27 protein-coding genes and 3 tRNA genes are annotated in these 24,931 nt (G+C 62.2%); 19 read left to right on the top strand and 11 right to left on the bottom strand.

What is annotated here, in order from left to right; translation table 11 throughout:
* The first annotated feature begins 290 nt into the window (after positions 1-290).
* Complete coding sequence (locus NKH90_RS31335; protein ID WP_352501665.1) at positions 291-647, top strand: hypothetical protein; 357 nt, start codon at positions 291-293, stop codon at positions 645-647.
* Positions 648-687: 40 nt separating this feature from the next.
* Here the strand turns inward: NKH90_RS31335 and bhcR are convergent, their stop codons facing one another.
* On the bottom strand, positions 688-1,545 hold the full coding sequence (bhcR, locus tag NKH90_RS31330; RefSeq protein ID WP_352823032.1) for an HTH-type transcriptional regulator BhcR: 858 nt from the start codon (positions 1,543-1,545) through the stop codon (positions 688-690).
* Between the two features lie 203 nt (positions 1,546-1,748).
* Between bhcR and gcl the strand changes: the two genes are divergently transcribed.
* From gcl to NKH90_RS31315, 3 genes are read left to right on the top strand one after another with little or no spacing between them, the layout of a single operon-like run.
* The gene (gene gcl / locus NKH90_RS31325) at positions 1,749-3,530 is read left to right on the top strand and encodes a glyoxylate carboligase (protein WP_352823029.1); all 1,782 of its coding nucleotides are present in this window, start codon (positions 1,749-1,751) and stop codon (positions 3,528-3,530) included.
* Positions 3,531-3,553: 23 nt separating this feature from the next.
* Positions 3,554-4,351 (top strand): hydroxypyruvate isomerase, encoded by a 798-nt coding sequence (hyi, locus tag NKH90_RS31320; RefSeq protein ID WP_352823026.1) that lies wholly within the window; start codon positions 3,554-3,556, stop codon positions 4,349-4,351.
* A 53-nt stretch (positions 4,352-4,404) separates the two neighbouring features.
* Complete coding sequence (locus NKH90_RS31315; protein WP_352823023.1) at positions 4,405-5,289, top strand: 2-hydroxy-3-oxopropionate reductase; 885 nt, start codon at positions 4,405-4,407, stop codon at positions 5,287-5,289.
* Between the two features lie 12 nt (positions 5,290-5,301).
* On the opposite strand, the gene NKH90_RS31310 is transcribed toward NKH90_RS31315, so the two are convergent.
* A complete protein-coding gene (locus NKH90_RS31310) occupies positions 5,302-5,613 on the bottom strand; it encodes a hypothetical protein (RefSeq protein ID WP_352457472.1) in 312 nt (103 codons plus the stop codon).
* A 10-nt stretch (positions 5,614-5,623) separates the two neighbouring features.
* A complete protein-coding gene (locus NKH90_RS31305) occupies positions 5,624-6,481 on the bottom strand; it encodes a TrmH family RNA methyltransferase (protein ID WP_352823019.1) in 858 nt (285 codons plus the stop codon).
* Positions 6,482-6,683: 202 nt separating this feature from the next.
* Between NKH90_RS31305 and NKH90_RS31300 the strand changes: the two genes are divergently transcribed.
* A tRNA-Tyr gene (locus NKH90_RS31300) sits at positions 6,684-6,768 on the top strand.
* Between the two features lie 67 nt (positions 6,769-6,835).
* Positions 6,836-6,909, top strand: a tRNA-Gly gene (locus NKH90_RS31295).
* A gap of 168 nt (positions 6,910-7,077) precedes the next feature.
* Here NKH90_RS31295 and NKH90_RS31290 read toward each other — a convergent pair.
* Positions 7,078-7,545 carry a YidB family protein gene (locus NKH90_RS31290; protein ID WP_352746804.1) on the bottom strand — a complete coding sequence of 156 codons (468 nt, stop codon included), beginning with the start codon at positions 7,543-7,545 and terminating at the stop codon, positions 7,078-7,080.
* A gap of 159 nt (positions 7,546-7,704) precedes the next feature.
* Here NKH90_RS31290 and NKH90_RS31285 point away from each other — a divergent pair, with 159 nt between their 5' ends.
* A complete protein-coding gene (locus tag NKH90_RS31285; protein ID WP_023717513.1) occupies positions 7,705-7,962 on the top strand; it encodes a GlsB/YeaQ/YmgE family stress response membrane protein in 258 nt (85 codons plus the stop codon).
* 45 nt (positions 7,963-8,007) lie between these two features.
* Here NKH90_RS31285 and NKH90_RS31280 read toward each other — a convergent pair whose 3' ends face one another.
* The 3 genes from NKH90_RS31280 to NKH90_RS31270 form a co-directional block, all read right to left on the bottom strand.
* A complete protein-coding gene (locus NKH90_RS31280; RefSeq protein ID WP_352823015.1) occupies positions 8,008-8,667 on the bottom strand; it encodes a peptidoglycan recognition protein family protein in 660 nt (219 codons plus the stop codon).
* 105 nt (positions 8,668-8,772) lie between these two features.
* Positions 8,773-9,222, bottom strand: a complete 450-nt coding sequence (locus NKH90_RS31275) for a GFA family protein (RefSeq protein ID WP_352501672.1) — start codon at positions 9,220-9,222, stop codon at positions 8,773-8,775.
* Between the two features lie 33 nt (positions 9,223-9,255).
* The gene (locus NKH90_RS31270; RefSeq protein ID WP_352823012.1) at positions 9,256-10,143 is read right to left on the bottom strand and encodes a DMT family transporter; all 888 of its coding nucleotides are present in this window, start codon (positions 10,141-10,143) and stop codon (positions 9,256-9,258) included.
* A 271-nt stretch (positions 10,144-10,414) separates the two neighbouring features.
* Between NKH90_RS31270 and tuf the strand changes: the two genes are divergently transcribed.
* From tuf to NKH90_RS31230, 8 genes are all read left to right on the top strand, one after another.
* Positions 10,415-11,590 (top strand): elongation factor Tu, encoded by a 1,176-nt coding sequence (tuf, locus tag NKH90_RS31265; RefSeq protein WP_352823010.1) that lies wholly within the window; start codon positions 10,415-10,417, stop codon positions 11,588-11,590.
* Between the two features lie 160 nt (positions 11,591-11,750).
* A complete protein-coding gene (locus NKH90_RS31260) occupies positions 11,751-13,436 on the top strand; it encodes a COG3904 family protein (protein WP_352823007.1) in 1,686 nt (561 codons plus the stop codon).
* A gap of 97 nt (positions 13,437-13,533) precedes the next feature.
* On the top strand, positions 13,534-14,016 hold the full coding sequence (locus NKH90_RS31255) for a group II truncated hemoglobin (RefSeq protein ID WP_352823004.1): 483 nt from the start codon (positions 13,534-13,536) through the stop codon (positions 14,014-14,016).
* 48 nt (positions 14,017-14,064) lie between these two features.
* On the top strand, positions 14,065-14,661 hold the full coding sequence (locus NKH90_RS31250; protein WP_352823001.1) for a hypothetical protein: 597 nt from the start codon (positions 14,065-14,067) through the stop codon (positions 14,659-14,661).
* A gap of 77 nt (positions 14,662-14,738) precedes the next feature.
* Positions 14,739-14,814, top strand: a tRNA-Trp gene (locus tag NKH90_RS31245).
* A 110-nt stretch (positions 14,815-14,924) separates the two neighbouring features.
* On the top strand, positions 14,925-16,139 hold the full coding sequence (locus NKH90_RS31240) for a site-specific integrase (protein ID WP_352700723.1): 1,215 nt from the start codon (positions 14,925-14,927) through the stop codon (positions 16,137-16,139).
* Between the two features lie 270 nt (positions 16,140-16,409).
* Entirely contained in the window at positions 16,410-17,504 is a 1,095-nt protein-coding gene (locus NKH90_RS31235) for a MobA/MobL family protein (RefSeq protein WP_352700722.1), read from the top strand.
* A gap of 330 nt (positions 17,505-17,834) precedes the next feature.
* Positions 17,835-18,296 (top strand): hypothetical protein, encoded by a 462-nt coding sequence (locus NKH90_RS31230; RefSeq protein ID WP_352822999.1) that lies wholly within the window; start codon positions 17,835-17,837, stop codon positions 18,294-18,296.
* A gap of 11 nt (positions 18,297-18,307) precedes the next feature.
* Here NKH90_RS31230 and NKH90_RS31225 read toward each other — a convergent pair whose 3' ends face one another.
* From NKH90_RS31225 to NKH90_RS31210, 4 genes are all read right to left on the bottom strand, one after another.
* The gene (locus NKH90_RS31225; protein ID WP_352700720.1) at positions 18,308-19,537 is read right to left on the bottom strand and encodes a M48 family metalloprotease; all 1,230 of its coding nucleotides are present in this window, start codon (positions 19,535-19,537) and stop codon (positions 18,308-18,310) included.
* Between the two features lie 8 nt (positions 19,538-19,545).
* Entirely contained in the window at positions 19,546-21,180 is a 1,635-nt protein-coding gene (locus NKH90_RS31220; RefSeq protein WP_352700719.1) for a type IV secretory system conjugative DNA transfer family protein, read from the bottom strand.
* Between the two features lie 301 nt (positions 21,181-21,481).
* Positions 21,482-21,784, bottom strand: coding sequence for a hypothetical protein (locus tag NKH90_RS31215; RefSeq protein WP_352700718.1), 303 nt, complete (start codon positions 21,782-21,784; stop codon positions 21,482-21,484).
* Positions 21,784-22,656 (bottom strand): phage integrase N-terminal domain-containing protein, encoded by an 873-nt coding sequence (locus NKH90_RS31210; RefSeq protein ID WP_023721643.1) that lies wholly within the window; start codon positions 22,654-22,656, stop codon positions 21,784-21,786. The genes NKH90_RS31215 and NKH90_RS31210 overlap by 1 nt, the downstream gene beginning before the upstream one ends.
* 926 nt (positions 22,657-23,582) lie before the next feature.
* On the opposite strand from NKH90_RS31210, the gene NKH90_RS31205 reads away from it, so the two are divergent.
* The 4 genes from NKH90_RS31205 to tnpB all read left to right on the top strand — a co-directional run.
* On the top strand, positions 23,583-23,798 hold the full coding sequence (locus NKH90_RS31205; protein ID WP_352700717.1) for a hypothetical protein: 216 nt from the start codon (positions 23,583-23,585) through the stop codon (positions 23,796-23,798).
* 9 nt (positions 23,799-23,807) lie between these two features.
* Complete coding sequence (locus tag NKH90_RS31200; RefSeq protein WP_352700706.1) at positions 23,808-24,164, top strand: DUF2958 domain-containing protein; 357 nt, start codon at positions 23,808-23,810, stop codon at positions 24,162-24,164.
* Positions 24,165-24,346: 182 nt separating this feature from the next.
* Positions 24,347-24,700, top strand: coding sequence for an IS66-like element accessory protein TnpA (tnpA, locus tag NKH90_RS31195; RefSeq protein WP_031239744.1), 354 nt, complete (start codon positions 24,347-24,349; stop codon positions 24,698-24,700).
* A partial coding sequence (tnpB, locus tag NKH90_RS31190) for an IS66 family insertion sequence element accessory protein TnpB (RefSeq protein WP_352822995.1) occupies positions 24,697-24,931 on the top strand: 235 nt, incomplete at its 3' end. The genes tnpA and tnpB, both read left to right, overlap by 4 nt.

Genomic DNA, 24,931 nt, shown 5'->3' with positions numbered 1-24,931 from the left:
GGCACCGCGCCAAAGTAGCTCTCAAGGCAGGAAATGGCAGTCGCTCCTTCGCTCAACTGCCTCTCCAAAGAATCCTTTCTCAGCCCAAACTCAACCCCAAAATCGCCATATGCGATTCCCCTGGTCACTATACGGGGAGAAATGCCCGGCAGGGCAATGAGGGGCAGCGCCAGCTTCAGTCTCCAAGCAATTTAGCTATCATTTGTCTCCGATTTCACCAGGAACCCGGCAGTATACAGCGATTTCCCAACAGCCTAGTCTGCACCGATAGCGAAACAGGGAGAGGGCGCTTGGGCGAGCACGATCCGAACGAAGAGCCGATCGAGACGGTTTTCCGCAACGGCACAATCACCACCGTCGGCATCCTGCTGGCGTTCTCGCTGGGCTTCATCACGCATTGGGCCGCCAACCCGATACCTTGGGAAATCTATCACCTGGCCGCCGTCGTGCCGATTTTGATCGGCATTGCCCTGCAGATACGAGCGCTGCGGTTGCTGCTCGACTTAACGTCTCTACAACGGCGCGTTTATGAACGCGCCAATCGTATCTTCATTGCCGGCCTAATCTTCACCGCCTGCGGAGTTGGGCTGGCGATGCTGCTTGATTTCTACGACCTATCGACCAAGAGCGCGGTGCCCGGGGCCTAGCTTTGGCCATCCTGGCAGATGTCGCACCATTCGACGCTGGTCAGCGCTGCCATGCGCTCGGTTCGCTGCGAAGGCCGGGAGGGGTCGGCAGCCCGCCGATCATCCTTGTCACCTCCGCCGCCGCATCGTGCACAAGCGGGCCGATCTCGGCCAGCCGTTCCGGCGTTACCCGCACTGTCGGCCCGGAAACCGAAACGCCGCCGATCGGCTCGCCGAACTCATTGAAGATGGCGGCGGCGACGCAGCGCATGCCCGGATGCCGCTCCTCGTCGTCTACCGACCAGCCGCGCAGCTTGATCGTCACCAGGTCGCGGGCGAGCGCCGAGATATCGGACAGCGTGTTTTCGGTGAAGCGCTCCAGCCCGGCCCGGCGCAGGATGGTGGCGACGCGTTCCGGCTCGAGATGCGCCAGCACCGCCTTGCCGATGCCCGAGGCATGGAAGGAACTGCGCGTGCCCGGCCGGAAGAAGGCGCGGATCGCCTGATGCGTCTCGACCTGACTGACGAAGACGACGCAATCGTCCTCGGCGACGCCGAGATTGGCGGTCTCGCCGGTCTTCTCCATCAATTCCTGCATGACGATACGGGCGCGGTCGACCAGCTTGCGGCGGCGCAGGAACGCCGCGCCCATGCGATAGGTCTCGACGCCGATCGACCACAGCTGGTCGGGGCCGTCGAACTCGACCATGCCGTGGTTTTCCAGCGTCGTCAGCATGCGGTAGGCGGTGGATGCCGGCAGACCGGAACTGGCGGCGATCTCGCTCAGCGACAGGCCGCTGCCATCGGCAACGATTGCCAGGATGCGCAGCGCCCGGTCCAGCGACTGCACCGAAGCGGCCTCGGACGGTCCGTTGAAGGCGCGCGGCCGGCCGCGCTGGCGTTTTTCGGTGGTCTCCATCGGGCCATTCTTCGCTCTGTTCGCCCAGCAAGGCAATGAAAAAGTTTTTCATCGATTTGCGAAGCGAATTCGTGGAAAACAGAAAGTCGAATCAATTCAATCTACAAGAGCCGTTTTCTAGAAATGAAAATATATTCTGAAAAAATTGAAAAATCATTGGTGCGCTGGCATCATCGGCTATCAACAATTCCGTGGAGGCTGACATGGCCAGGATGCGCGCAGTCGACGCAGCGGTTCTCGTTCTCGAAAAGGAAGGCATCTCCTGTGCCTTCGGCGTGCCGGGTGCTGCGATCAACCCGCTCTATTCGGCGCTGAAGGCGAGGGGCAGTATCCGCCACATCCTTGCGCGGCACGTCGAGGCGGCTTCGCATATGGCCGAAGGGTTTACCCGCGCCAGATCGGGCAATATCGGTCTGTGCATCGGCACCTCGGGTCCTGCCGGCACCGACATGATCACTGGCCTCTATTCGGCCGCTGCCGATTCAATTCCCATCCTCTGCATCACCGGGCAGGCGCCGCGGGCGCGTCTCAACAAGGAGGATTTTCAGGCCGTCGACATTGCGGCGATCGCCGCACCCGTCGCCAAATGGGCGGTTACGGTGATGGAACCCTATCTGGTGCCGATGGCGTTGCAGAAAGCGTTTCATCTGATGCGCTCGTCGCGGCCGGGGCCGGTGCTGATCGATTTGCCTGTCGATGTGCAACTGACCGAGATCGAGTTCGACATCGATGCCTACGAGCCGCTGGTGCCGTTCAAGCCGGCAATGTCGCGCGCTCAGGCCGAGAAGGCGTTGACGATGCTGAACGGGGCGGAAAAGCCTGTCATCATCGCCGGCGGCGGCATCATCAACGCCGATGCGTCCGATCTGCTGATCGAATTCGCCGAAGTCACCGGCGTGCCTGTCATCCCGACGCTGATGGGCTGGGGCGCGATCCCCGACGACCACCGCCTGATGGCCGGCATGTGCGGGCTGCAGACCTCGCACCGCTATGGCAATGCCACGATGCTCGAAGCCGATTTCGTTTTCGGCATCGGCAACCGCTGGGCCAACCGCCACACCGGTTCGGTCGACGTCTACACCAAGGGCAAGAAGTTCATCCACGTCGACATCGAGCCGACGCAGATCGGCCGGGTCTTCGCGCCGGACCTCGGCGTCGTCTCGGACGCCGGTGCGGCGCTGAAAATGCTGCTCGACGTCGCAACCGAATGGAGGACGGCCGGGAAATTGCGCGACTGGTCGGGCTGGGCCGGCGAATGCCGGCAGCGCAAGAAGACGATGAAGCGCAAGACGCATTTCGACCAGGTGCCGCTGAAGCCGCAGCGCGTCTACGAGGAGATGAACAAGGCGTTCGGCCGCGACACCACCTATGTCACCACGATCGGCCTGTCCCAGATCGCCGGGGCGCAATTCCTGCACGTCTACAAGCCACGCAACTGGATCAATTGCGGCCAGGCCGGCCCGCTCGGCTGGACATTGCCGGCAGCCCTCGGTGTTCGCGCCGCCGATCCGGACCGCACAATTGTGGCATTGTCCGGCGATTATGATTTCCAGTTCATGATCGAGGAACTGGCGGCCGGCGCACAACACAAATTGCCCTACATCCATGTCGTCGTGAACAACGCCTATCTCGGGCTGATCCGCCAGGCGCAGCGCGGCTTTTCGATGGATTTCGAAGTCAGCCTGGCCTTCGAGAACGTCAACCGGAAAGACGAGCCTGAGGCCGGCTACGGCGTCGACCACGTCGCCGTTGCCGAGGCGATGGGCTGCAAGGCGGTCCGGGTGCGCCGGCCGGAGGAATTCGCCGGTGCCTTCGAAGAAGCAAAGCGCCTGATGAACGAGCACCAGGTTCCGGTGGTGCTCGAATTCATCCTCGAGCGCGTCACCAACGTTTCGATGGGTACCGAAATCGACAAGATCACCGAATTCGAGGAGCTTGCCGAACGCCATGAAGATGCCCCCACGGCGATCGTCATGCTCGATTAAGCCGCATATGAGGAACTACTGCCATGCCACGGTTCTCAGCCAATCTTTCGATGCTCTTTGGCGAGCATGACTTCCTCGACCGCTTCGATGCCGCCGCCCGCGCCGGCTTCAAGGGCGTCGAGTATATCGGCCCCTATGACCATGCGCCGGATGTCGTCGCAGCCAGGTTGGAGAAGAACGGGCTGACGCAGGTCCTGTTCAACCTGCCTGCCGGCGACTGGGCCAAGGGCGAGCGCGGCATCGCGATCCTGCCCGACCGCATCCCGGAGTTCCGGCAAGGCATTGCCAAGGTCGTCACCTATGCGCACGCATTGGGCTGCGAGCAGGTCAATTGCCTCGCCGGCATCACGCCGCAAGGCGTCGATCGCTCCGTGCTGGAAGACGTCTTCGCCGAAAATCTGGCTTTCGCGGCGGAAAAGCTGGAGCAGGCCGGCATCAGGCTGCTGATCGAGCCGATCAACACCCGCGACATTCCGGGCTTCTTCCTGAATTACTCGGACCAGGCCCTGGCGCTGATCGACCGCGTCGGCTCGAAGAACCTGTTCCTGCAATACGATATCTATCACATGCAGATCATGGAGGGGGATCTCGCCCGTACCATCGAGGCAAACCTCCACCGCATCGCGCATATCCAGCTTGCGGATAATCCCGGCCGTCATGAGCCGGGGACGGGCGAGATCAATTTTCCCTTCCTGTACAACCACATCGACCGCATCGGCTATTCCGGCTGGGTCGGGGCGGAGTACAAGCCGAAGGGCGGAACGGAAGCCGGGCTTGGGTGGTTCAGGGACCTGGCCGGGCAGGGGAGTGCGGCAGCATAGACGCAACGTGTCGCACTTCCTGCGCGCCCCCTTAACAAGAAACGGAGAAGGACATGGAAACCATCGGCTTCATCGGCCTCGGCATCATGGGCGCGCCGATGGCGGGGCATCTGCTAGACGCCGGTTATCAGGTCGTCGCCAGCGACCACCGCTCGAAGCCGCCGGCCGATCTCGTCGCCAAGGGCCTGAAGGCCGTCACCGGCCATGATGCCGTCGCGCGTGCCGCCGACATCGTCATCACCATGGTTCCGGATACGCCGCAGGTCGCCGACGTGCTGTTCGCTGAGAATGGCGTCGCGTCCGGCCTCACTAAAGGCAAGCTGGTCATCGACATGAGCTCGATCTCGCCGATCGAGACCAGTGCCTTCGCAAAAAAGATCAACGATCTCGGCTGCGACTATCTCGATGCGCCGGTGTCGGGCGGCGAGGTCGGCGCCAAGGCGGCGTCGCTGACCATCATGGTCGGCGGCGAGGAAACAGCCTTCGAACGCGCCAGGCCCATCTTCGAGAAGCTTGGCAAGAACATCACTTTGGTCGGACCCAACGGCGTCGGCCAGATCACCAAGGTCGCCAATCAGATCGTCGTCGCGCTGACCATCGAGGCCGTCGCCGAAGCGCTGGTTTTTGCATCGAAAGCCGGCGCCGACCCGGCCAAGGTCCGGCAGGCGCTGATGGGCGGGCTGGCCGCCTCGCGCATTCTGGAAGTACATGGCGAGCGCATGATCAAGCGCAGCTTCGCGCCGGGCTTTCGCGTCGAACTCCACCAGAAGGATCTCAATCTGGCGCTGGAAGGCGCGAAGGCGCTCGGCGTCGCCCTGCCCAACACTTCAACGACGCAGCAATTGTTCAACTCGTGCGCGGCGAATGGCGGGGCGAAGGAGGATCATTCAGCGTTGGTCAGGGCGCTGGAGCGGATGGCGGGACACGAGGTTGGGTGAGAGTGAGGTGAATTAGTCTGCAATACCTTCGATGGGCCGACTTCTTTCGACCGCATAGCGTATGAGATCGGCAAAACGCTTCAGAAAATCTTTGGATTCCTCCGACATTCCTTCAGTTCGCACAAGTGCCTCAACTTGCTTGGTCAAGGAAGGTAGGGATTCGATCGGAAGAGTGACGTCCTCATAGAAATCTTCGAATTTCAGTATGAATTCAAACGCGTTTTGGTTTGCGATTGACACGATTTCATGATGCGCAGAGGGACCTACCGATACGCATCGATCGATATGTCCATCTGGATTGAGAACGGCAAAATCCAATGACATGCATTGCGCCCTATTTGCCGCGCGCGAACCACCGCCTCGCCGCATAAAGCGCCACCGCCGCGGCATTCGACACGTTGAGCGAGCGGATGGCACCGGGCATGTCGAGGCGGGCGAGCGTCGTCACCGTTTCGCGCGTTTTCTGGCGCAGGCCTTTTCCCTCGGCGCCGAGCACCAGAGCGATCTTGTCGCCGGCAAAGCTCGTTTCGAGCTCCGCCGGCCCGTCTGAATCCAGGCCGATCGTCTGGAACCCGGCCTCGTGCAGCTGCTCCAGCGCATCGGCGAGGTTCTTCACCTCGATCTGATCGATATGCTCGAGCGCGCCGGAGGCCGATTTCGCCAGAACGCCGGATTCCTGCGGGCTGTGGCGCGCCGTGGTGATCAATGCACCGGCGCCGAAAGCCACCGCCGAGCGCAGGATCGCACCGACATTGTGCGGATCGGTGATCTGGTCGAGCACCAGCACCAGCCTGGTGTCGCCGAGCGCATCGAGGCGTTTCGGTTTCAGCGGCTCGGCCTCGATCAGCACGCCCTGGTGCACGGCATCCGAGCCGGTGATCTTGTCGATGTCCCTGGGTTCGACCAACTCCGCCTTGAAGGGCAAAGCGCCAAGGTCGGCGATTGCCAGCCGCTCGGCAGCGTTGCGCGTCACCAGCATCTTCCTGATTTTGCGGCGCGGATTGTCGAGTGCGGCCCGCACCGTGTGCAGCCCGTAGAGCCGCACCAGCCCATCCGCCGGGTTCTCGCCGGGCGGCACCGGCTGGCGCGGCCTGAACGCCGGCGCGCCGCCGCTCTTCTCGTCGCGATGCGCGCGGCGCAGCTTGGCGTAGTGGGTGTCTTTAGGGGTCTTGGATTTGTTGTCGTTGCTCATGGCCGGCTTCTATAGCCGTGTCGTCCGGCCATGGATACAGCTGCATAAGCTGCTTGTCGGGCGAGGCGTGAGATTCAGCGCTTTTTGCCGGACGGTTGCGGTTGACAGTTTTGGGCGCTGCCGCCATAAGGCGCTTCGCGGAAGGGCTGCTTTGGCAGCCGCGACGCGTCGATGCCTCGTTGCATGGCTCCGGCGGCAGACTGGAGAGGTGCCCGAGTGGTTAAAGGGGACGGACTGTAAATCCGTTGGCTATGCCTACGTTGGTTCAAATCCAACCCTCTCCACCACTGCCGGCCCGGAAGCCCTGAAACGCAGAGCGAGCGTCGGAGCGGATCCGATGCTTGACTGAAAGGCGCGGGTATAGCTCAGTGGTAGAGCAGCAGCCTTCCAAGCTGAATATGCGGGTTCGATTCCCGCTACCCGCTCCAGATTTCCCCCAAGCCGCGGCGCACCTCGCGCACGATGCCGAAGCAGGCACCGCCAAGCGAAGCGCGCTTTGCCGATAGTTCAAAGTATTCGTTGCGCGTCCGGACGGACGCGCATCTTAATCTGTGTTATCGTTGTCCCGAACCGCAGGCGGCGTTGGGCGACAGGCGTCAGCTCGCGAATTTGCTGAATATGGACGCGAGTTGGTTCTGCTGCGGCACTTGCCCGTTCGGCGTCAACTGGTCGACAAGCCCTGGCAAGGCTGCGGATAGCTGCTTGAGCAGGTCCTGCTGGTTCAGGCCCGTCCTTTGCGCGATCTCCTGGATGATTTGTGGCCCGAGAGCACTGCCCAGATCGCTGGGGTTGATCGGCTGGTTCTGACCGGTACCGACCCACGAATTGGCAACGTTGCCGTGGCCGGCGTCCTTCAGTTTGTCGAGCAGGCCGCCCAGACCGCCGAGCAGGCCGCCATCGGCGGATGTGGTTGTATCGGGCGGGATGGGGGCAGGGCTTTGCGCTGCCTCCGTCTGGGCGGAACTTCCACCGCTCAGCATTTTTCCCACCAAAAGTGCGCCGAGCGCGATCATCAGCGGCTTGGCGACGTTGCCGCCGGGAACGGCATTGTCAAACAGTCCCATTGTGGATCTCCATGTCAAATTGCCCGTCCGTCTCCAACAATGACGCATCCATGGCGAATTTCAAGCCGGTTTGAGCTTTCCGTAATCATGATTTTCAAGTTGGCTTGAGCTTTGCTTAATAATGTGGAAGTAATCGGGCGCGGGGAACGGAGAGGAAAAATGTCAATATTAAGCTGGATTATTCTCGGCGTCATCGCCGGCTTCATAGGCAGCAAGATCGTCAATAAAAGCGGGCAAGGCCTGGTGCTCGACATCGTGCTCGGGATTGTCGGGGCCATCGTCGGCGGGCTCATCTTCAGCGCCTTTGGCGCGTCGGGCGTTACCGGGCTCAACATCTATAGCCTGATCGTAGCCGTGGTCGGTGCGGTGGTTGTCCTGTGGGCCTATCATCAGTTCAGCGGCAAGAGGGCTCTGTAGAAGCCGTCCGGCAGTTGCGTCGGCATTCACCCGAATGCCGACCGCCTATCTGATCCTTTTGAGGACTTCGCGGATCAGCGTGTTGAGGCCGGCTTCCAGCCCTCTCACCATGATCGGCCATAATTCCTCGAGCAATCGCTGCCATACGGCATCGCGCCCAATCCTCACCGGCAGATTTGGCATCGCGCCCATTGCCGCCGTCACGTCGCGGCGCAGCCGCTCGCCACAGGCGCTTGCGCCGCTGATCGTCGGATCGAAGGGCAGCCGTGTGAAATCCCATTTTCCGCGCTGCTCGATGCCGAGATTGCTCTCGACTTCGGCATGCGACAGCACCGTTTTGGGCGTGACCTTGATGCGGTAGTATTTGCAGAGTTCGGCGACGACGGCGGCCATCGCGTCCCACTGCGCCCTGGTCATCGGATAGCGGCCGGCATCGAACGGCCTTTGCTCCGCGCCGGCCATGCAGCAGAGCGAAACCCCGATCGAGCCGCCGTTGCAGTTGAGCGTGTGCGCGGCATATCCCGGTTTTACCCGGCCCGAATTGAGCGCGATCGAAGGCCGACCCCTGACCAGGCGGCCATTCCCCTCGACCAGTATGTGATACGCATCCCTGTCGGTATCGCCGGCCGAATGCGAGCCGGCCGTCCAGTGGCAAATGACGCGCTTCATCGCAACATTGGGCAACCAGTCGGGCGGCAATGCCACAGAAATCCCCGCGACATAAGTTCAGTGACGGAGCACAGTATAGTTTCCTTGGCGGCGGACGCGAAAACGAAACGATAATTTGGTTGAGCGTTTTCTAACGGTCAGCTATTCGCCGGCATCTCCGGCGACCGCGTGTTCTCTATATTGCGGCAGATCGTCGGTGATCGTGAACCACTTCGCCTTGGAGCCGACGAAGATGTGCTGCGTCGGGCGGATGGTCGGCTCGTCGACCAGGGTTCCCATGGCGACATGCACGAAGGCACCGTCGCGGACCACCGAATAGAGCAACGAGCCGCAGGTCTTGCAGTGCGCGTCATGGCCGGTTTCATCGCCGAAGATCGTGAGATTGTCCTCGCCCTTGGTCAGGCTCAGCCTGTCGCGCTCGATGCCGGCGAATGGCTTGAACGCCGAGCCGGTGGTGCGCCGGCAGTTCGAGCAGTGGCAGTTCGCGGCATAGACGAACGCGTCCGCCACCGCGTACTGAACGGCGCCGCACAGGCACTTTCCGATAAGCCTGCGGTTGCGTGAATTCTGGTTGTCATCCGGGCTTGCCACGCGCTCCTCCCATTATGCAGGCTGATTTCAGTCTCAAGCGACGACGGTCAACCGGCGCTTGCGCTCATCGAGCGAGACGATGGTCAACCCGCTGGCCACCACCAGCAGGATGCCGCAGATGGCCAGCGCATTCGGGAGCTGCCGGAAAACCACCAGGCCTGAAATCACCGCCCAGACGGTAAAGCAATAGTAGAACGGCGCCACCACGCTGGTCGGCCCGACGCGATAGGCCATGAAGATGAAGAAGTGGCCGAAGATCAGGAACAGTCCGGCGCCGCCCATCAGCAGCAGGTGACGGATTTCAGGCACCACCCACTGCTCGGAAACCAGATGCGCAACGCCGGCGCCCGCGAGCACGACAATCACCGCGGAAATAGCTACAACCATTCCCGGCACGTCGGCGGCGACCTTGCGTCCGGCCAGATCGCGCGCCGCGGACAGGGCGGCATTGCCTAGCGCCAGCAGGGCATAGACCGAAATCCCCTGCATTGTCGGTTGTGCCACCATCACTGCGCCGATAAAGCCGAGCCCGATCAGCGCCAGGCGCAGCCCACCGATCCGTTCGCCAAACAGCATCGAGGAGCCGACCAGCATCAGCAAGGGCGTGATCTGCCCGAGCGCGGTCGAATCGGCGATCTGCATGTTGGCGAGCGCCACCACGTAGCAAAGGATCGCACCCAGTTCGAGCATGTTCCTGCGCAAAACCTTGGCGTCGAGGATCAGCCGGATCTGCTTGCCATAGCCCAGCATGAACAGCAGCGGAATGCCCCACAATGTTGCCGCAGCGCCGCGCAGGACCAGCACCTCATAGGGCGGCAGTCCCGCGGTTGCGAGCTTCATCATCGTGTCGTTGACGATGTAGGAGCCGGTCGAAACGACCATGAACAGCGGGCCTCGTATGGCAGTCGGGATGAAATGCATAGGCCCACGAAATCAGACCGGCGCCAGGGCGGCAATGGGCCAGATCCGGCTGTAAATCCGTCAAAGCCGTCAGCCGCCGCCGTAACCATTCCATTTGCCCTTGTTCGTTCCTATATCCGCGCCACATTCTCCGAAACCGGATCACGCGTTCGGGCGGGCGAGCGCGCTCGGCGACAAGGCACTTGTGTTTTTCGGCCTTAGTCGCTAATCGCCCCGCATTCGACTGAACTGAAGGTCCAGGCCGTCCCCAGGCCGTCCAAGGAAAGAGACTATGGCAAAAGGTAAATTCGAGCGCACTAAGCCTCATGTGAACATTGGCACGATTGGTCACGTCGACCATGGCAAGACGTCGCTGACGGCGGCGATCACCAAGTATTTTGGCGAGTACAAGCGCTACGACCAGATCGATGCGGCGCCGGAAGAGAAGGCGCGCGGCATCACCATTTCGACGGCCCACGTCGAATACGAGACCGCCAACCGCCACTATGCCCATGTCGACTGCCCCGGCCACGCCGACTACGTGAAGAACATGATCACCGGTGCCGCGCAGATGGACGGCGCGATCCTGGTGGTGTCGGCCGCCGACGGCCCGATGCCGCAGACCCGCGAGCACATCCTTTTGGCCCGTCAGGTCGGCGTGCCCTCGATCGTGGTGTTCTTGAACAAGGTCGACCAGGTCGACGACGCCGAGCTGCTCGAGCTGGTCGAGCTCGAGGTGCGTGAGCTTCTGACCAAGAACGAGTTCCCCGGCGACGACATTCCGATCGTCAAGGGTTCGGCGCTTGCCGCACTTGAAGACAGCGACAAGAGGATCGGCGAGGACGCCATCCGCGAACTGATGGCTGCGGTCGATGCCTACATCCCGACGCCGGTTCGTCCGCTCGACAAGCCGTTCCTGATGCCGATCGAGGACGTGTTCTCGATCTCGGGCCGTGGCACGGTTGTGACCGGCCGCGTCGAGCGCGGCGTCGTCAAGGTCGGCGAGGAGCTGGAGATCGTCGGCATCCGTCCGACCACCAAGACGACCTGCACGGGCGTCGAGATGTTCCGCAAGCTGCTCGACCAGGGCCAGGCCGGCGACAACATCGGCGCGCTGCTGCGCGGTGTCGACCGTGAAGGCGTCGAGCGCGGCCAAGTCCTGGCCAAGCCCGGCACCGTCAAGCCGCACAAGAAGTTCGTTGCCGAAGCCTACATCCTGACCAAGGACGAGGGCGGCCGCCACACGCCGTTCTTCACCAACTACCGTCCGCAGTTCTATTTCCGCACGACGGACGTGACCGGCATCGTGTCGCTGCCGGAAGGCACCGAGATGGTGATGCCGGGCGACAACATCACCGTCGATGTCGAGCTGATCGTGCCGATCGCCATGGAAGAGAAGCTGCGCTTCGCCATCCGTGAAGGCGGCCGCACCGTCGGTGCCGGCATCGTCGTCACCATCAAAGAGTAATCGCCGGCGCTGCCGGTTGAGATCGGATGCAAAGGGGCGGTCTTCGGGCCGCCCTTTTGATTCTGATATTCTGGCAATGGATTAACCGCATTGCTTCAAATCCTGTTGCAAGCGCCTCTGCCATAACTAGTATAGGTTGCATCGAGGGGGGGCTGCCCGAATGGTTCCATGGCGCCGTTTGCATAGTCAGGCATGGTGGTCGCTAGGGCTGATCTGCCTGGTGTCGTTGCTTGCCATGGGCCACGCTGCCTTCGCAGCGGATGCAAAGAAATCCACGCCGGAAAAATCCGCGCCGGATTTCGGCCCGACGATGCGGTTCGTCGTCGTGCGCAGCAGCGCGCCGGGCTGCGAGCCGACCTGTCCGGAATGGATATCGGCGGAAGGCTCGATAGAAGCCGGCACGCCGGCCCTGTTCAAACGCGCGCTGAAAGCGCTTGGCGGCCGAAAGCTGCCGATCGTCGTCGATTCCCCCGGCGGCAATGTCGAAGCGGCGCTGACACTTGGTCGCCTGATCCGCAAGAACAAGCTCGATATCGCCGTCGGCAAAACCCGCTTCGTCGGCTGTCTGCCAGATGTGAAGAACTGCAAGGAAAACGACGGCAAGAGCGCCCGTTATTTTGGCAATGCTTATGCCGATGGCGCCATCTGCAATTCCGCCTGTCCGTTGATGTTTTCCGGCGGCATCCGGCGCGTGGTAGGCGAATGGGCCTTTCTCGGCGTCCATCAGATCACCACGACCTATATCCGGACGAAATTGCTGTACCGCACCACCTACCGCATGGTGAAGGGCAAGAAGAAGATTCTCAGCACCAAGGTCGTCAGCCGGAAGAACGCCGGCAGCTACAAGACCTATGAGATGAACAAGCCGCTGGAGCGGAAGCTGGCGGCCTATCTGAAGGAGATGGGCGTCGGCCTGGGTGTGCTCGAGACCATGAAAAGCACACCGGCCAGCGGTATCCAGCAATTGGCTCCCTACGACATGCTGCAAATGAATCTCGTCACCAGCCGGGATGCCGTCGACCTGCTGACCGCGCCAATCCTATGCACGTCCGATCCGTTGCCGGCGAGTTGCAGGGAGGTGCCGGCGCCGGCGAATATCACGAAGCCGGCCGGCGAGGTGGTGGCGAAAGCCGAGCCTGCACCCGCAGGGCTCGAAACCCCGCGGCCGAAGGAGGTCGCAGACATGCGCTTCGTCCTGGTCCGCGGCAGCAACCCGCTTTGCAATCCAAACTGCCCGGAATGGATCTCGGCCGAAGGCACGATTGCGCCTCAGACCCCGCAGAAGCTGCGCCAGTTGCTCGCCATGCTTGGCAACCGACGGCTGCCGGTGGTGGTCAGCTCACAAGGAGGCGACCTGTTCAGTGCTCTGGCGGTGGGGCGACTTATCCACGAAAAGAAGCTCGACATCGCCGTCGCCCGCACCGATTTCGTTGGCTGCGACCCGGGAGAGTGGAGTTGCTTGGCTAAAGAGGGCGCCTATGCCGGCCTGACCGTCGATTCGGGAGCGGTATGCGATTCGGCCTGCGCGCTCATGCTTGCCGGCGGCGTCAGACGGTTTGTCGGTCCGCAAGCGCGGCTCGGCATGTACCTGATGGGACAGCAGCAGATAATTAAGCCCTATCTCGAGGACATGGCGATTGGTCCCGGTCTGTTCGCCGCGCTCGAGCAGCGCTCGGTCGAGCGCCAGCTCGAACCCGACCTAATGCTGAAGGTTGGACTGACGACGGGGCCGCAATCGGTGGACGCGCTGACGGGCGCCACCATCTGCAAGTCGTCGCCGAAGCCCGACAACTGCCGCGTTCTGCCGTCCGCCAGCGCCGAGGCAGAGACGCCGGCGAAGCTTTAGCGCAACCTTGCACTGCCCATCGAGGCAGGTTGAGCGGCGCTCGATGTTTCCGCTATCGTCCTGCGTGGTTGAAGACCAGTCAGGTGAGAAATCGCGAATGAGCCAGGATGTCCCGACATTGTTTGAATGGGCCGGCGGCTCCGAAGCGCTGAACCGCCTGACCCAAACCTTCTACGACAGCGTCTCTCGGGATCCCATCGTCGGGCCGGTGTTCAAACATATGTCGCCGGACCATCCCGCTCACGTCGCGGCCTTCATCGGCGAAGTTTTCGGCGGACCGAAAACCTACAGCGAAGAGCATGGCGGCCATCGCGAGATGGTGATGCATCATCTCGGCAAGCATCTGACCGAGGAGCAGCGCCGGCGCTGGATCAATCTTCTCGCCGACGCCGCCGACGAGGTCGGCCTGCCTGACGATCCCGAATTCCGCTCGGCTTTCATGGCCTATCTCGAATGGGGATCGCGGCTGGCCAGGATGAACTCCAACAAGGGCCCGACCTGCGACCCCGAGACGGAACCAATGCCGGCCTGGGGCTGGGGGGTGCCGGGCGGCCCCTACAAGCCGCCTTCGGGAACCTGACCGCGCGCGAATCGGTCGAAAGCCTGCCGGCCAGGAAAACGGGTGGCTATGGAGGTTTCGGTCCTCCAGGCTAACGGTCTAAAGTCGCCGTCGAATGGCGGGGCCACATTGAAAACCGGAGGCTTTGCGATGAGATCGGAAAGCAAGAAAAATTCAGACAGCGTCTTTGACAGCGACCGCGGAATCCGAAATCCGTTTGGCGTCATGGACGTCCCCGCTCCCGATGACGAGGAGGTGTCGGCGTTCGCCGCCGGCGTGAAACTGGAGGGAACTCCAAGCGATGAAAATGCCGAGGCGTGGGGCACCGAAAGCGACCGCGACCGCAACGACACCATCGAAGGCAGCTGGTCCAGCCGTTGGAATGGCGGTGCCGATCCCACGATTCCAGGCGACAGCAAGGACAAATGGAAGTCTGGCTGGGGCGAGGTGAAGACGGCGGGAGAGAGAGTTTACCTGCTGTTCGATTGGCATAATGGCGTGCGCAAGGGGCTCATCGATGCGCGGCGCCAGGGTGCGAAAGGGCTGGTGGGAAAATACATCAATCTGACCGACCCGGAAATCGTGCGTCCCTGGGTCGGCTTGATCGTCTGCAATCAACGGATCGACGGGAAATGGCCGGGAGGACGCCTGGACTTTCGAAGATGAAGGCCGGGTAGCGCACGTCGCTCTTTACAGAGCGCGCGGAAGCTTTTAGGAAGCGCCTGCTGCGCCGACATGCGCATACGGGCATAGCTCAGTTGGTAGAGCGGCGGTCTCCAAAACCGCAGGTCGTAGGTTCGAGCCCTGCTGCCCGTGCCATTCAGGCAACAAAATCAGGCGCTTAGAAATTTGCTTGATTGCCGGAAGCGCCGAAATTAGCCTTACACATCTCTTGCACAAACTTGCACGTCCGCAGGGAGTGTCTGACGGTGACCGAAACACACACGATTCTCGAAGGCAAAGTTCACGTTTATCGGCGCAACGACAGCCCGATTTGGCAGTGTTCGACGTATCTCAAAGGCAAAAATTGGCGGGTCAGCACCAAGGAAGAAAGCCTGGCAAGGGCCAAGGACTGGGCCGAGGACTGGTACTTCGGCCTGAAGGACAAAGGCCGGCGCGGCGAACTGTTAGCCGAGAAGACCTTCAAAGACGCCGCCGATCAGTTCATCACCGAATATGAGGTGCTGACAGACGGAGAGCGCAACGCCCGATGGGTCCAGGATCATTATCGAAGGGTTCGCACCTATCTGGTGCCGTTCTTTGGCAAGATGGGCCTCTCGACCATCACCGCCGGCACGGTGCAGGACTATCGCATCTCCCGGCTCACACCTGCGGAGGGTAAGAAACTCCCCTCACGCAGTACCCTTCACCATGAAACCGTGACCTTGCGCCTGGTCCTGAAAACCGCTGTGCGCCATCGCTGGCTGGCGCATCTGCCGGATATCTCCCAGCCTTACAAAAAGTCTGCGAAGGTCGTCCACCGCGCTTGGTTTACGCCAGAGGAGTACAAACAGCTGTACCAAGCGACGCGGGCCCACGCGCAGAAGGCGCGGGATGTTAGCCACAAAGCCAAGAAGGGCGAGCAGGCCAAGCGGGTGTGGCTGGCGGAACAACTCCACGACAAGATCCTCTTCCTGACGAACACGGGCCTGCGACCGGACGAGGCCACCTGGCTCGAATATCGGGACGTCGAGGTCGTCAAGGACGAGGCGAGCGGCCAAAAGATCCTGGAAATCCAGGTGCGCGGCAAGCGCGGGGTAGGGTACTGCAAAAGTACGTCCGGCGCCGTATTCCCCTTCCAGCGGATGGTGGCGCGCAACAAGCCGAAGCCCACCGACCGGGTCTTTCCGGTTGACCACAAGAAGCAGTTCAACGGCATCCTCCATAAGCTCGGCCTCAAATCCGACCGCGAGGGCAATCGGCGGACGCTGTACTCGCTCCGCCACAGCTACATCAGTTTCAGATTGCTGGAGGGCGCCGATATCTACCAGATCGCCAAGAACTGCCGGACAAGCGTCGAAATGATCGAGAAGCACTATGCGGTGCATCTCAAGAACCGCCTCGACGCAGCGGCCATAAACGTGCGCAAGCCCAAGCCTGCGCAGCGGGCCAAGCCCGAGACGGTGGAGCAGATTGAGAGTTGAGGTGCCTCCTTTGACCGGGCAGGCTTGAAAGATGTCCGGGAGCTTATAGCAATGCGTACAGCGCACTTACGCATCGCCCAATGTGTACGCATTGAGCCAGAGAAAGCGATGCGTTGCTCGGTTTTCTAACCGGGCGCGGGAGGGCGGCCCGGAGAAAACCGGCAAGTGCGCCAGGGGCAAGCCCCTTGGAACCCCGCTCAGCATCGAGAACCGCGTTTCACCTTGACTGTGCGCCGGGGCCCGACAAAGTGCGGATAGGCAGGGTGACGAATGGCGATCTTTCATCTGCACGTCAAAAACATCAGCCGCGGTGACGGTCGTTCGGTTGTCGCTGCCGCCGCCTATCGGGCCGGCGAAACGCTGCCGAACGACGCGGAAGAACGCGAGAGCGCGTTCGGCGGCCGGCGCGACGTTGTTCACGCCGAGATCCGGATGCCGGCTGGAGCTCCGGTCTGGATGGGCGAGCGTGCCAAGCTTTGGAATGCCGTCGAAGCCGCCGAGAAGCGCAAGGACGCGCGGCTTGCCAAGGAAATCGAATTTGCGCTGCCGCGTGAAGTCGCGCCGGCGATTTGGCTGGAGCTGACTGGCGCCATGGCCGACGCGTACACGCGCCAAGGCTATGTCGTCGATTTGGCGATTCACGAGGACGGCAGGAACACCAATCCGCATGCCCACCTGCTGCTGACAACGCGTCGGATCACGGCAGGAGGATTCGCCGGAAAGCTCCGTGAAGCCGACGGGGTTCGCTTCGTCACCGACGCGCGTGCCATGTGGGCCAAGATCGCCAATGCCAGCTTTGCCAGCGCCGGCCTCGATGCCCGCATCGATTCCCGCAGCCATGCCGCGATTGGTTCGGCCCAGCGCGCGGGCCAGCACGTGGGTGCCGATCGCCAGGCGCGACGGGCACGCCGGGCGCAGATTGACGTAGAACGTATTGCCACGGTCCGCCAGGAGCTGAGAATGCCAAACCCGCTTGCCGACCTGTATCCCCACCTGTCCCTGAGACGGGACTGGCCGCCTGAAACCCGCGAGCCGGCGCCGGACATGAGTGAACGCGAACGTGACGAATTCTGGCTCTATTGGCAGTCGCGCGATCACGAGCGAGGCGATCCGGTTGCCGAGCGCGATCTGCCTGTCCGAAGCCCCGAAGGTGACCTGATACCCTCCCATGAGCTGGAGGCGGCGCAGGACAGGATGATTGCCGAGGTCGAGCAACCGGCTGACCGTTATCCGCTCCCGAACGCTCAGGAACTCACTGCGGAGAACGACAGGGCGTGGTGGGTCAATGCCGAACACCAAAGGCAACCGGAAAGCGAACCTGACGCACCTGAACGGGACCGCGAGGCGTGGTGGCGGACCCGCTGACTGGCGTCCCGGTCGGGATGTGTGGAACGCTAGTGCAGTGTATCTTTTGGAAGATGCCTGGGAGGCAGCGCCTCCGCGAGCATGGTGCGGCGCACGCGGGTTGCGGTAGCGCTGGGTGGCAAACCTTCCCGACAGGTTCCGAGCTTGCGGCGACGGTACAGCAGGTAGGCATAGTAATGTCGTTTCACCAGGTGAAACCACAACCATGTTGGCCAATCGCGCCAGCGGCGCCGCTTTGCTAATGCAAGTTCGTAGTCTAACCTTCTGATCCAATAGGGCCGCATAGGAAAATTAGGACATTATTCCTACGGGCTGTCAAAGGATATCGCGATGGCGAAGGATTTTTCGATCGACCCGGAAGCAGACATGCAGAAACTGACCACGCGGATGGTTCAGGTCAACCGCCAGTTTGCCGATCTCTTCGGGCGCTGCTTTGAGCAGCCCGATGTCGCTTATGGCGAGTGGACCAAGTTCGCGTTGAACGACGCCCATTCGTACGAAATCCTGAAAAACCATCTCTTCTCGCTCGGCGAGATGCCCCGGGACGAGACCCGGAAGGAGCAGGCCATCGACGCCAGCTTGCGGCTTCCGGCGTTGTTTCAGGAGTATCGTGGGCTCCGCGACCAGTTGGAGGAGATGCGCGCTGTTAACCCGGCGCATTTCGATGGCATGCAACGTCAGATCCAGGCCGACGCCGATCCATGGTGGGTCAAGCGGTCACCCGGCGCAACTGCTTCCGGTGGCCATGAGGAAGAGCGGGACTTAAGCCCGGAATGGCAGCGAGATCGCTAAGCCTGCAAGGATCAGGCGGCCTTTTTCCCGGGAAGCGTTTTCAGGTGGGCGCCGCTGCGAAGGGCATCGGTGCGGCGTTTGAGCGTCGGGTGGGTACTGAACAAAGCCCCCATTTTGCCGCCGCGAAACATCAGGTAGCCGTACCTGTTTTCGGCCCCGGTCGGCTTGGCCGGTATGCCATGGACCCGCTCGAGGGCGCCAATCATCGCCTCCGGTGAAGCAATGCTGGCACCGATGGCATCGGCCTTGAACTCACGGGCGCGCGACAGCCCCTTCACCATAAGCTCGGACCCGGCAAAAAGCGTGTGCCGGGCCGCCGTGCCCATGGCGCCGGTCACCTCCGTCACATCGCGCCCGTAGCGCTTGTCTTTGGTGGCCTGCGCCACCACTGTCGTCGCGATGACCGTACCGAAATTCGCCACGTGACCCATCATGGTCTGGAACCCTTCGGCGAATTGCATCCGTTCCACATCGTTGTAGACCACGTGCCCGAGTTCATGGCCAATCACCGCGTCGAGCTCCTGCGGCGACAGCAGGTTCAACAGGGGCTTGCCAATCACGACCGCCGCGTCTTTGCGGGTTCCCATGGCGAAGGCGTTGGTGACATTCACCACGCCGACGGCCGGCGGCTTGATGCCAAGCGTCGCGGCATGTCCGGCGATACGCTGCGCAAGCGGGTGATTGGCCTGGAGGTACTCAACCCCGAACGAATTGCCGACCCTGGCCTTGGCCCGGGCGGTAAACCTGTTGCCGTAGACGAGGCCGGCAACCGCCAAGAGTCCGCCGATCAACCATCCCGGGCTGTCCAGCGGCATCAACACGAAGGGCACACCGAGCGGGCCGCCCATGATCAACCATTGCATGAAGACGCAGGTAAACAGCACTGTACCCGCCAGCACGAGCGGGGTGCTGACGACGGTCCGGCCTAAGGAGGTCAGGTCACGTTCCCGGGTTTCACCCGGCGCGGTCGTCAGGTGGAGCGTTGCGGCGGTATCCGGTTGATAGCGGATCAAGGCGGCTTTCACGACTTTGAAGAGGAGCACCACCTGCCAGATCGTAAGCCCCAGGTCGACCAGCACGAATAGGCCTGGCCAATCAAGGTGGGGTGGCAGCGGCAGAACAACGCTCGGGTAAAGCCTAAGGCCGCTGTTGATCGCGTACCAGCCGAGCCGCAGCGCCGTGGCCGTCAAATACCTGGCAGCCAGGGGCTTAACGTTGTCCAGGAAAGCACCAAGGGTCATACCGTACCTCACGTTCTGCGATTGGCTGATGGAGTGACGCGCTCACGGCAGTCTTGCCCCAGATACCAGGGCACGAGCTTGGCCCGGATCGGGCGGACGCCCCGCGCAAACACCAGACCGATGCGGGTCTGGTCTGCGGCGGAGCCACTGAGCAGTTCCGTCACTTCGTCCGGCGTCAGCAGGGGACGGCCGGAATAGGCGATGCCGTGATTGACCGAGCCGGTGCCCGCGCCATTGCCGCTGAAGACCGGGCCGGTCGAGGCGCTGTTGCTGGTCCCTGCCGTGCGGTAGCCGCGCGTCTGGTCGCCGAGGAAATCCGAAATCATCGATGCGGTGAAGTGTTCGTCGGTGCCGAAGAACGTCTTCACCGAGGTGTTGAAGAACGTCTTCCAGCCGGCGGGGTAATGTTCTTCCAGCGTGGGCACGTCCTGGAGGAAGAACCAGAGGCGGACGCCCGCGCCGGCATGCGTGCGGATGGCGTCGCGGAAGCGCGGGAACGGCCCCAGGCTCAGGAACTCATCGAGGATGAAGAGGACCGGGATGTCGGGGATGGTTTCGTTCTGGAGCATCGCGTCCAGGGCGGTGGTGAGTGTGATCTTCAGGAACGCGGCATACGCGGACATCTTGTGGAACGGCACGGTGATGTAGACGGTCGCCGGTGCATCCTTCAGCGAACGGAAATCAAATGAAGCCACCGAGGTCGCGCGGTGGAGTCCCGGGTCGTCCCAAAGGGCGAACTCGGTGTTGATCGTGTCACGGAGATTCGGAATGGCCCTGCTGCGGTCCTTGCCAAGGACAATGTTGGCGGCATTCGCGATGGCATGGTTGCGCGAGCCGGCCATGGTCCTGATCGCCTCGGTGAAGAGGTCGAGCGGCGCGGCGGTGATGCGCCGCACCTCGGCCATGCTGCGATGGCCCGGCGGAGCCGCCTCGGTGACGAACATGATAATGGCCGTAAGGACTGCGATGGCATCCTTGCGGAAGAAGTCCGGCGCGTACTCATCGGGCGGCATGATCAGGTCGGCAAGCGCCTGGGCATCGGAAAACGAGGCCACGCCGTCGAGCGGGTTGTAGGCGTCGGTTTCAGGCTGGAACGGTGCGATCCGGTAAACCGGCCCGACGTTCTGCCGGCGCCAGGCCGCCGTTTGCGCGTAGAGTTCGCCCTTGGGGTCAAGCACGACGCATGACCCCTTGTAGCGGACCAGGTTGGGGATGATCGTCGTCGTCGATTTGCCGGAGCGTGTCGGCGCCACGGTGAGGAGGTGCCCTTCGCCGTCCCAGTGAATCTGGCCGGCGACGGCGCCGCCGAGGGCGGGGTCCTCGAAGGCCCCGATCAGCATGGAAGAAGGGCTGTCGAATTTCGCCGTCGGGTGCAGCAGGTCGGCTTTCAGGAGATCGGAGGCATCGGCCCAGCGCGCCGAACCATGCAGCGGCGGCGGGTTGGCGATGCCCTCGTCGACGCGCCGTTTCTCCTCGCGCTGCTCGTTTTCGATCTGTTTGCGCGCCCGCCGCTGGGCGAACATGTTGGTGATGGCGCTGCCGATCTTAATCCCGGTGGACAGGCCGTCTGTCGTCCCTTTGCCGGACGATCCGAACGGCTCCATTCCCTTCAAGGGATCGAAATCCTTGAACCAATCCGGCATGCCCCAGCCCCCGCAAGACCGGACGATGTAACACCAAGAAACAGCTGGCATAAACCCCTTTGGCGGGGCGAGTTGAATTTTCCAGACTGTTCGCTCGGAGATTGGTGAAGAGATTGCTGTAACGGGCCGGAGTGGAGAGTTGGCGGGCCGGGATGCCCGCCTTTCAGTCACACAGCAGAACTGCTGTGCCAGAGGCCTCCGGAAGCGGAGGCAAGAAACAAAAGAGGTGGGATGAACATCCCCTTGCCTCTTCAGGCGTACGCCTCATTTTCAGTTTTCATAAGTGCCTTGCCTCCAACGTTCACCAGGAAATCTCAAGTTCCGGGTATTCCGCCAGGATTGACGGGCGGAAATCATCCTGTTCGAGCCGCGTCGGCCGCCAGACGTATTCGAACTGTTCGGCATCGAGCCATTTCTCAAGCGCCTTGGCGGCCTCCGTGTCGGAAAGGTCGAACGGAAACTCCTGCACCACACGGTAGCGGCGATGGCCGTGGAAGGCGGCCTCATCGATGGCGGCCGCGATCGTCGCGAGCTTGAAGAGCCTTTCAGCGTATTTCGTCCTCGTAGTGGTGGCCATGAGGACATTGCCTTCCGCGCGTTTCATCAGAAGGCACTCCCGAGGTAAGTGTCGGTGATTTTCAGGCGGCCGTGGCCCAGCTCGGCGGAAATCCGGTGGCGCGCCGCGCGGTCGGCGGCACGTTCGTTTCCGCTCATGTCAGCCCAGCGCTTGCCGCCTGCCAGGGGGCAGGCATGCCCGGTCAGCACCGCATAGCGTTGCTGCGCATAGGCGTGGCGGAATCCGTGGGTATTGCGCAGACCAGCCTTGAGGGTCTGATACTCGAACCGCTTGAGGTGTTCGACATAGGTCATTTGCGCGGGGATCAGCGATCCGCCGCCGGGGACGAGGCGCATGATGTGTTCGAGGACCTGCCGCTGTTCCAGCGTGGTCACCGGCACGGTGCGCGCCCGGCCCCCTTTCGTCCAGCTCGCCTGCAAGGCGATCTGGTCGGCACGGATGGCCGCCTGCGGCTGGAACTTCATGGCTTCCTCGCGCCTTAGGCCAAACGCCACCTGGAGGAGAATCGAGGCCTTGATGTAGGGGCATTCGATGGTGCCAAGCTTGGCATGGTCGAGGGTTTGCGCACGGTTGCGCGTGACCTCGCCACGTTCGGCGACGCCGTACGCGGCATTGTCGCGGTTGACGACGTTAACCTTGTTGACCTTCTCCGCCCACCAGCGCAGCCAGGTGAGGCGGTTGCGGATACTCGCATCCGAGGTATCGGTATCAAGCCATCGTTCGACGAGGGCCTCTACATGCTTGGGTTTGAGGGAGGTCGCGGACGGCAACTTGTAGCCGAGGTCCACGAGGTCGTTGGCCATTGCGGACAGGCCGCGCCGGCGGTTGTTTTGAGTGCCATAAGAGCCGTCCCGGTTGCGTTGGCACAGCCGCACCAGGTCCATGGTCAGATCGTCCATCTTGCTCGCTTTTTGTTTTTGGCTGAGTGTTGATGGCCGATGCACGTCCGTAGAGCGTGACACCCCGCGAAGGTCATTCGCGGCAGGGCCGGAATGCGTAGTTTCCTTACGGTATGAGCCTCCCGAGCCAGCCGGGTGGCTGGCCGATATGGTTTGCCCTGTTGGGCATCCGGTTACCGAGAGGTCGAAACCGGAGGTGTGGCCGCCGCGGCGGCGCACGTATGCGATAAGCAGTCATTCTGCTCTCCTTTGGTTGGGGAAATGGTCGGGTGAGATGGATCAGGCAGTTTTTTGCCCGCCGGGATAGTGGAGGCTGTCGCCTGCTCATGGCCAGCACATTGCACCGGAAATGATCAGCGAACCGCAGCGTCATTTGCAGGTCATGCAGTGGCGTTTGCGCGAACCCGGCATCCACCGTGGGATTGCGGGCGGTCTGTCACTCCCCAATACATTGGCGAGTGACAGACCGCCGGCCGCCGGCATCGTCGGACATTCCATGCCCGACCATGCTCGTCACGCTTCTCCGCGTTCCTGGCCAATGGCATTGGCCCGGATCCCGTATTGCGTTCGGCGCGGCAAGCGGTGGCCCTTGTGGGCCGGGCTTGGCGGGTCGGTGGCCGCCTACGCAGTCTGTGCATACGGAGCCAGGACTGCGGCCCGTCCGGCAGGCCTCCAGCCTCCGCCATAGCGTGCTCGTGGTATCGAATTTGGCTCGTCACGTCCGGTGTCGCGCGATTGGCCTCTGGCCTTTCCGTCGATGGTCTGCCCGGAGCTGATGACTGTTCTCTTCTAGCCGGCGCGGCCGTCTTGTCCCGTTCCTGCCCGCTCCTTCGCTGCGCTCCCGTGTTGGGGACAAGCCAGCCCTGTGCGCCGTCTCCTTTGGAACCGTCCTCCGGGACAGAAACCATCAACCAAAGGAAAAGACCATGAATACCAAACGCAATACCGAAACGAAGTCCGAGCCCAAGATGCCGATCTACCACGCCTACACCGTGCGGGACGGCAAGGACGGCCAGAAGGGCTTCTGGACGCGCATCGGCTCCTTCTTCGCCCACGACGACGGCGAAGGCGGCACGCTCCTCCTCGACGCCCTGCCGCTCGACGGACGCATCGTCCTTCGTGCCCCGAAGGCCGACGAGTAGGAGGCCGACATGCAGATCCTGACCCAAGACCTGCGGGAGAAGCTGCTGGCGAATGGTCGCCAGCAGCAACCCCTTCGCGGCACCGACGGCGAAATCGACTTCATGCCCGTCGTCAAACTGTTCACGCCGGATGCCGGCGCCACCTGGCTCCTCACCGAGATCGATCCGGATGACCCGGATATCGCCTTCGGTCTCTGTGACCTCGGGCTTGGTTGTCCCGAGCTTGGCAGCGTCAGCCTCACCGAACTTGCGTCGGTGCGCGGACGCCTTGGCCTGCCGGTCGAGCGTGACCGGCATTTCCGCGCGGATAAGCCTCTGTCAGCTTATGCCGACGACGCTCGCCGCCTAGGCCGCATCAACGCGTAGAGATCAACATCCATGCAACGTCATCCTTGGGTCCTCTTGGGTGGCGTTGAATGTCGAAAGCTGTGGCGTCCCAAAGCCAGGTAGACAGATACCCTCCGGCGAAGGCCGCCTTGCGAGAGGACGGCACGGTAGCGAGGCTGCGCTCTTAAGGTCGCCCTTACGAGCGAAGTTAGCAGCACAGCATGAGCCATGTGACGTTATTGACCGGGCCTGAGCGTCGTCGTCGTTGGCGTGAAGAGGATCAGTGCCGGATACTGGCCGCGGCATTCGCGCCCGGGGCCACAGTGGCGGCGGTAGCGCGTCAGTACGATGTCGCGACCAGCCTGATCTATAAGTGGCGCCGCACGGTGAGAGCCCGCGAGACGGGCTTTGCCGAAGTTGTCGTGGCTCCCGATGAGCCTGTCGCCGTTTCGCGGCCGGCGGCATCCCCAGCGGTGATCGAGCTGGAGGTCGCCGGCAAGGTGCGGCTGCGGATTCCGCTGACCACGCCGCCAACACTGGCGGCAGCGATGGTGAAGGCGCTGGGCGTTTCATGATCCCGGTTCCGAGCCAGGTGCGGATCTGGTTGGCGGTCGGCCGGACCGATATGCGTCGCGGGATGCAAGGCCTCGCTCTGCAGGTTCAGGAGACGCTGGGCCGGGACCCGCATGCCGGCGATATTTATGTCTTCCGCGGCCGCAGCGGGCAATTATCGACATTCTGCATATGGTTTTCGCTTTGCGACGGTTGCCTATCGCTGGCATCCGTTGTTTGGGAGCACGTTGCAG

The sequence above is a fragment of the Mesorhizobium sp. M0898 genome (assembly GCF_040319695.1).
Taxonomy (GTDB): Bacteria; Pseudomonadota; Alphaproteobacteria; order Rhizobiales; family Rhizobiaceae; genus Mesorhizobium.
Note: the sequence above shows the minus strand (reverse complement) of the source record. Positions and strands in the feature narration are given on the sequence as shown.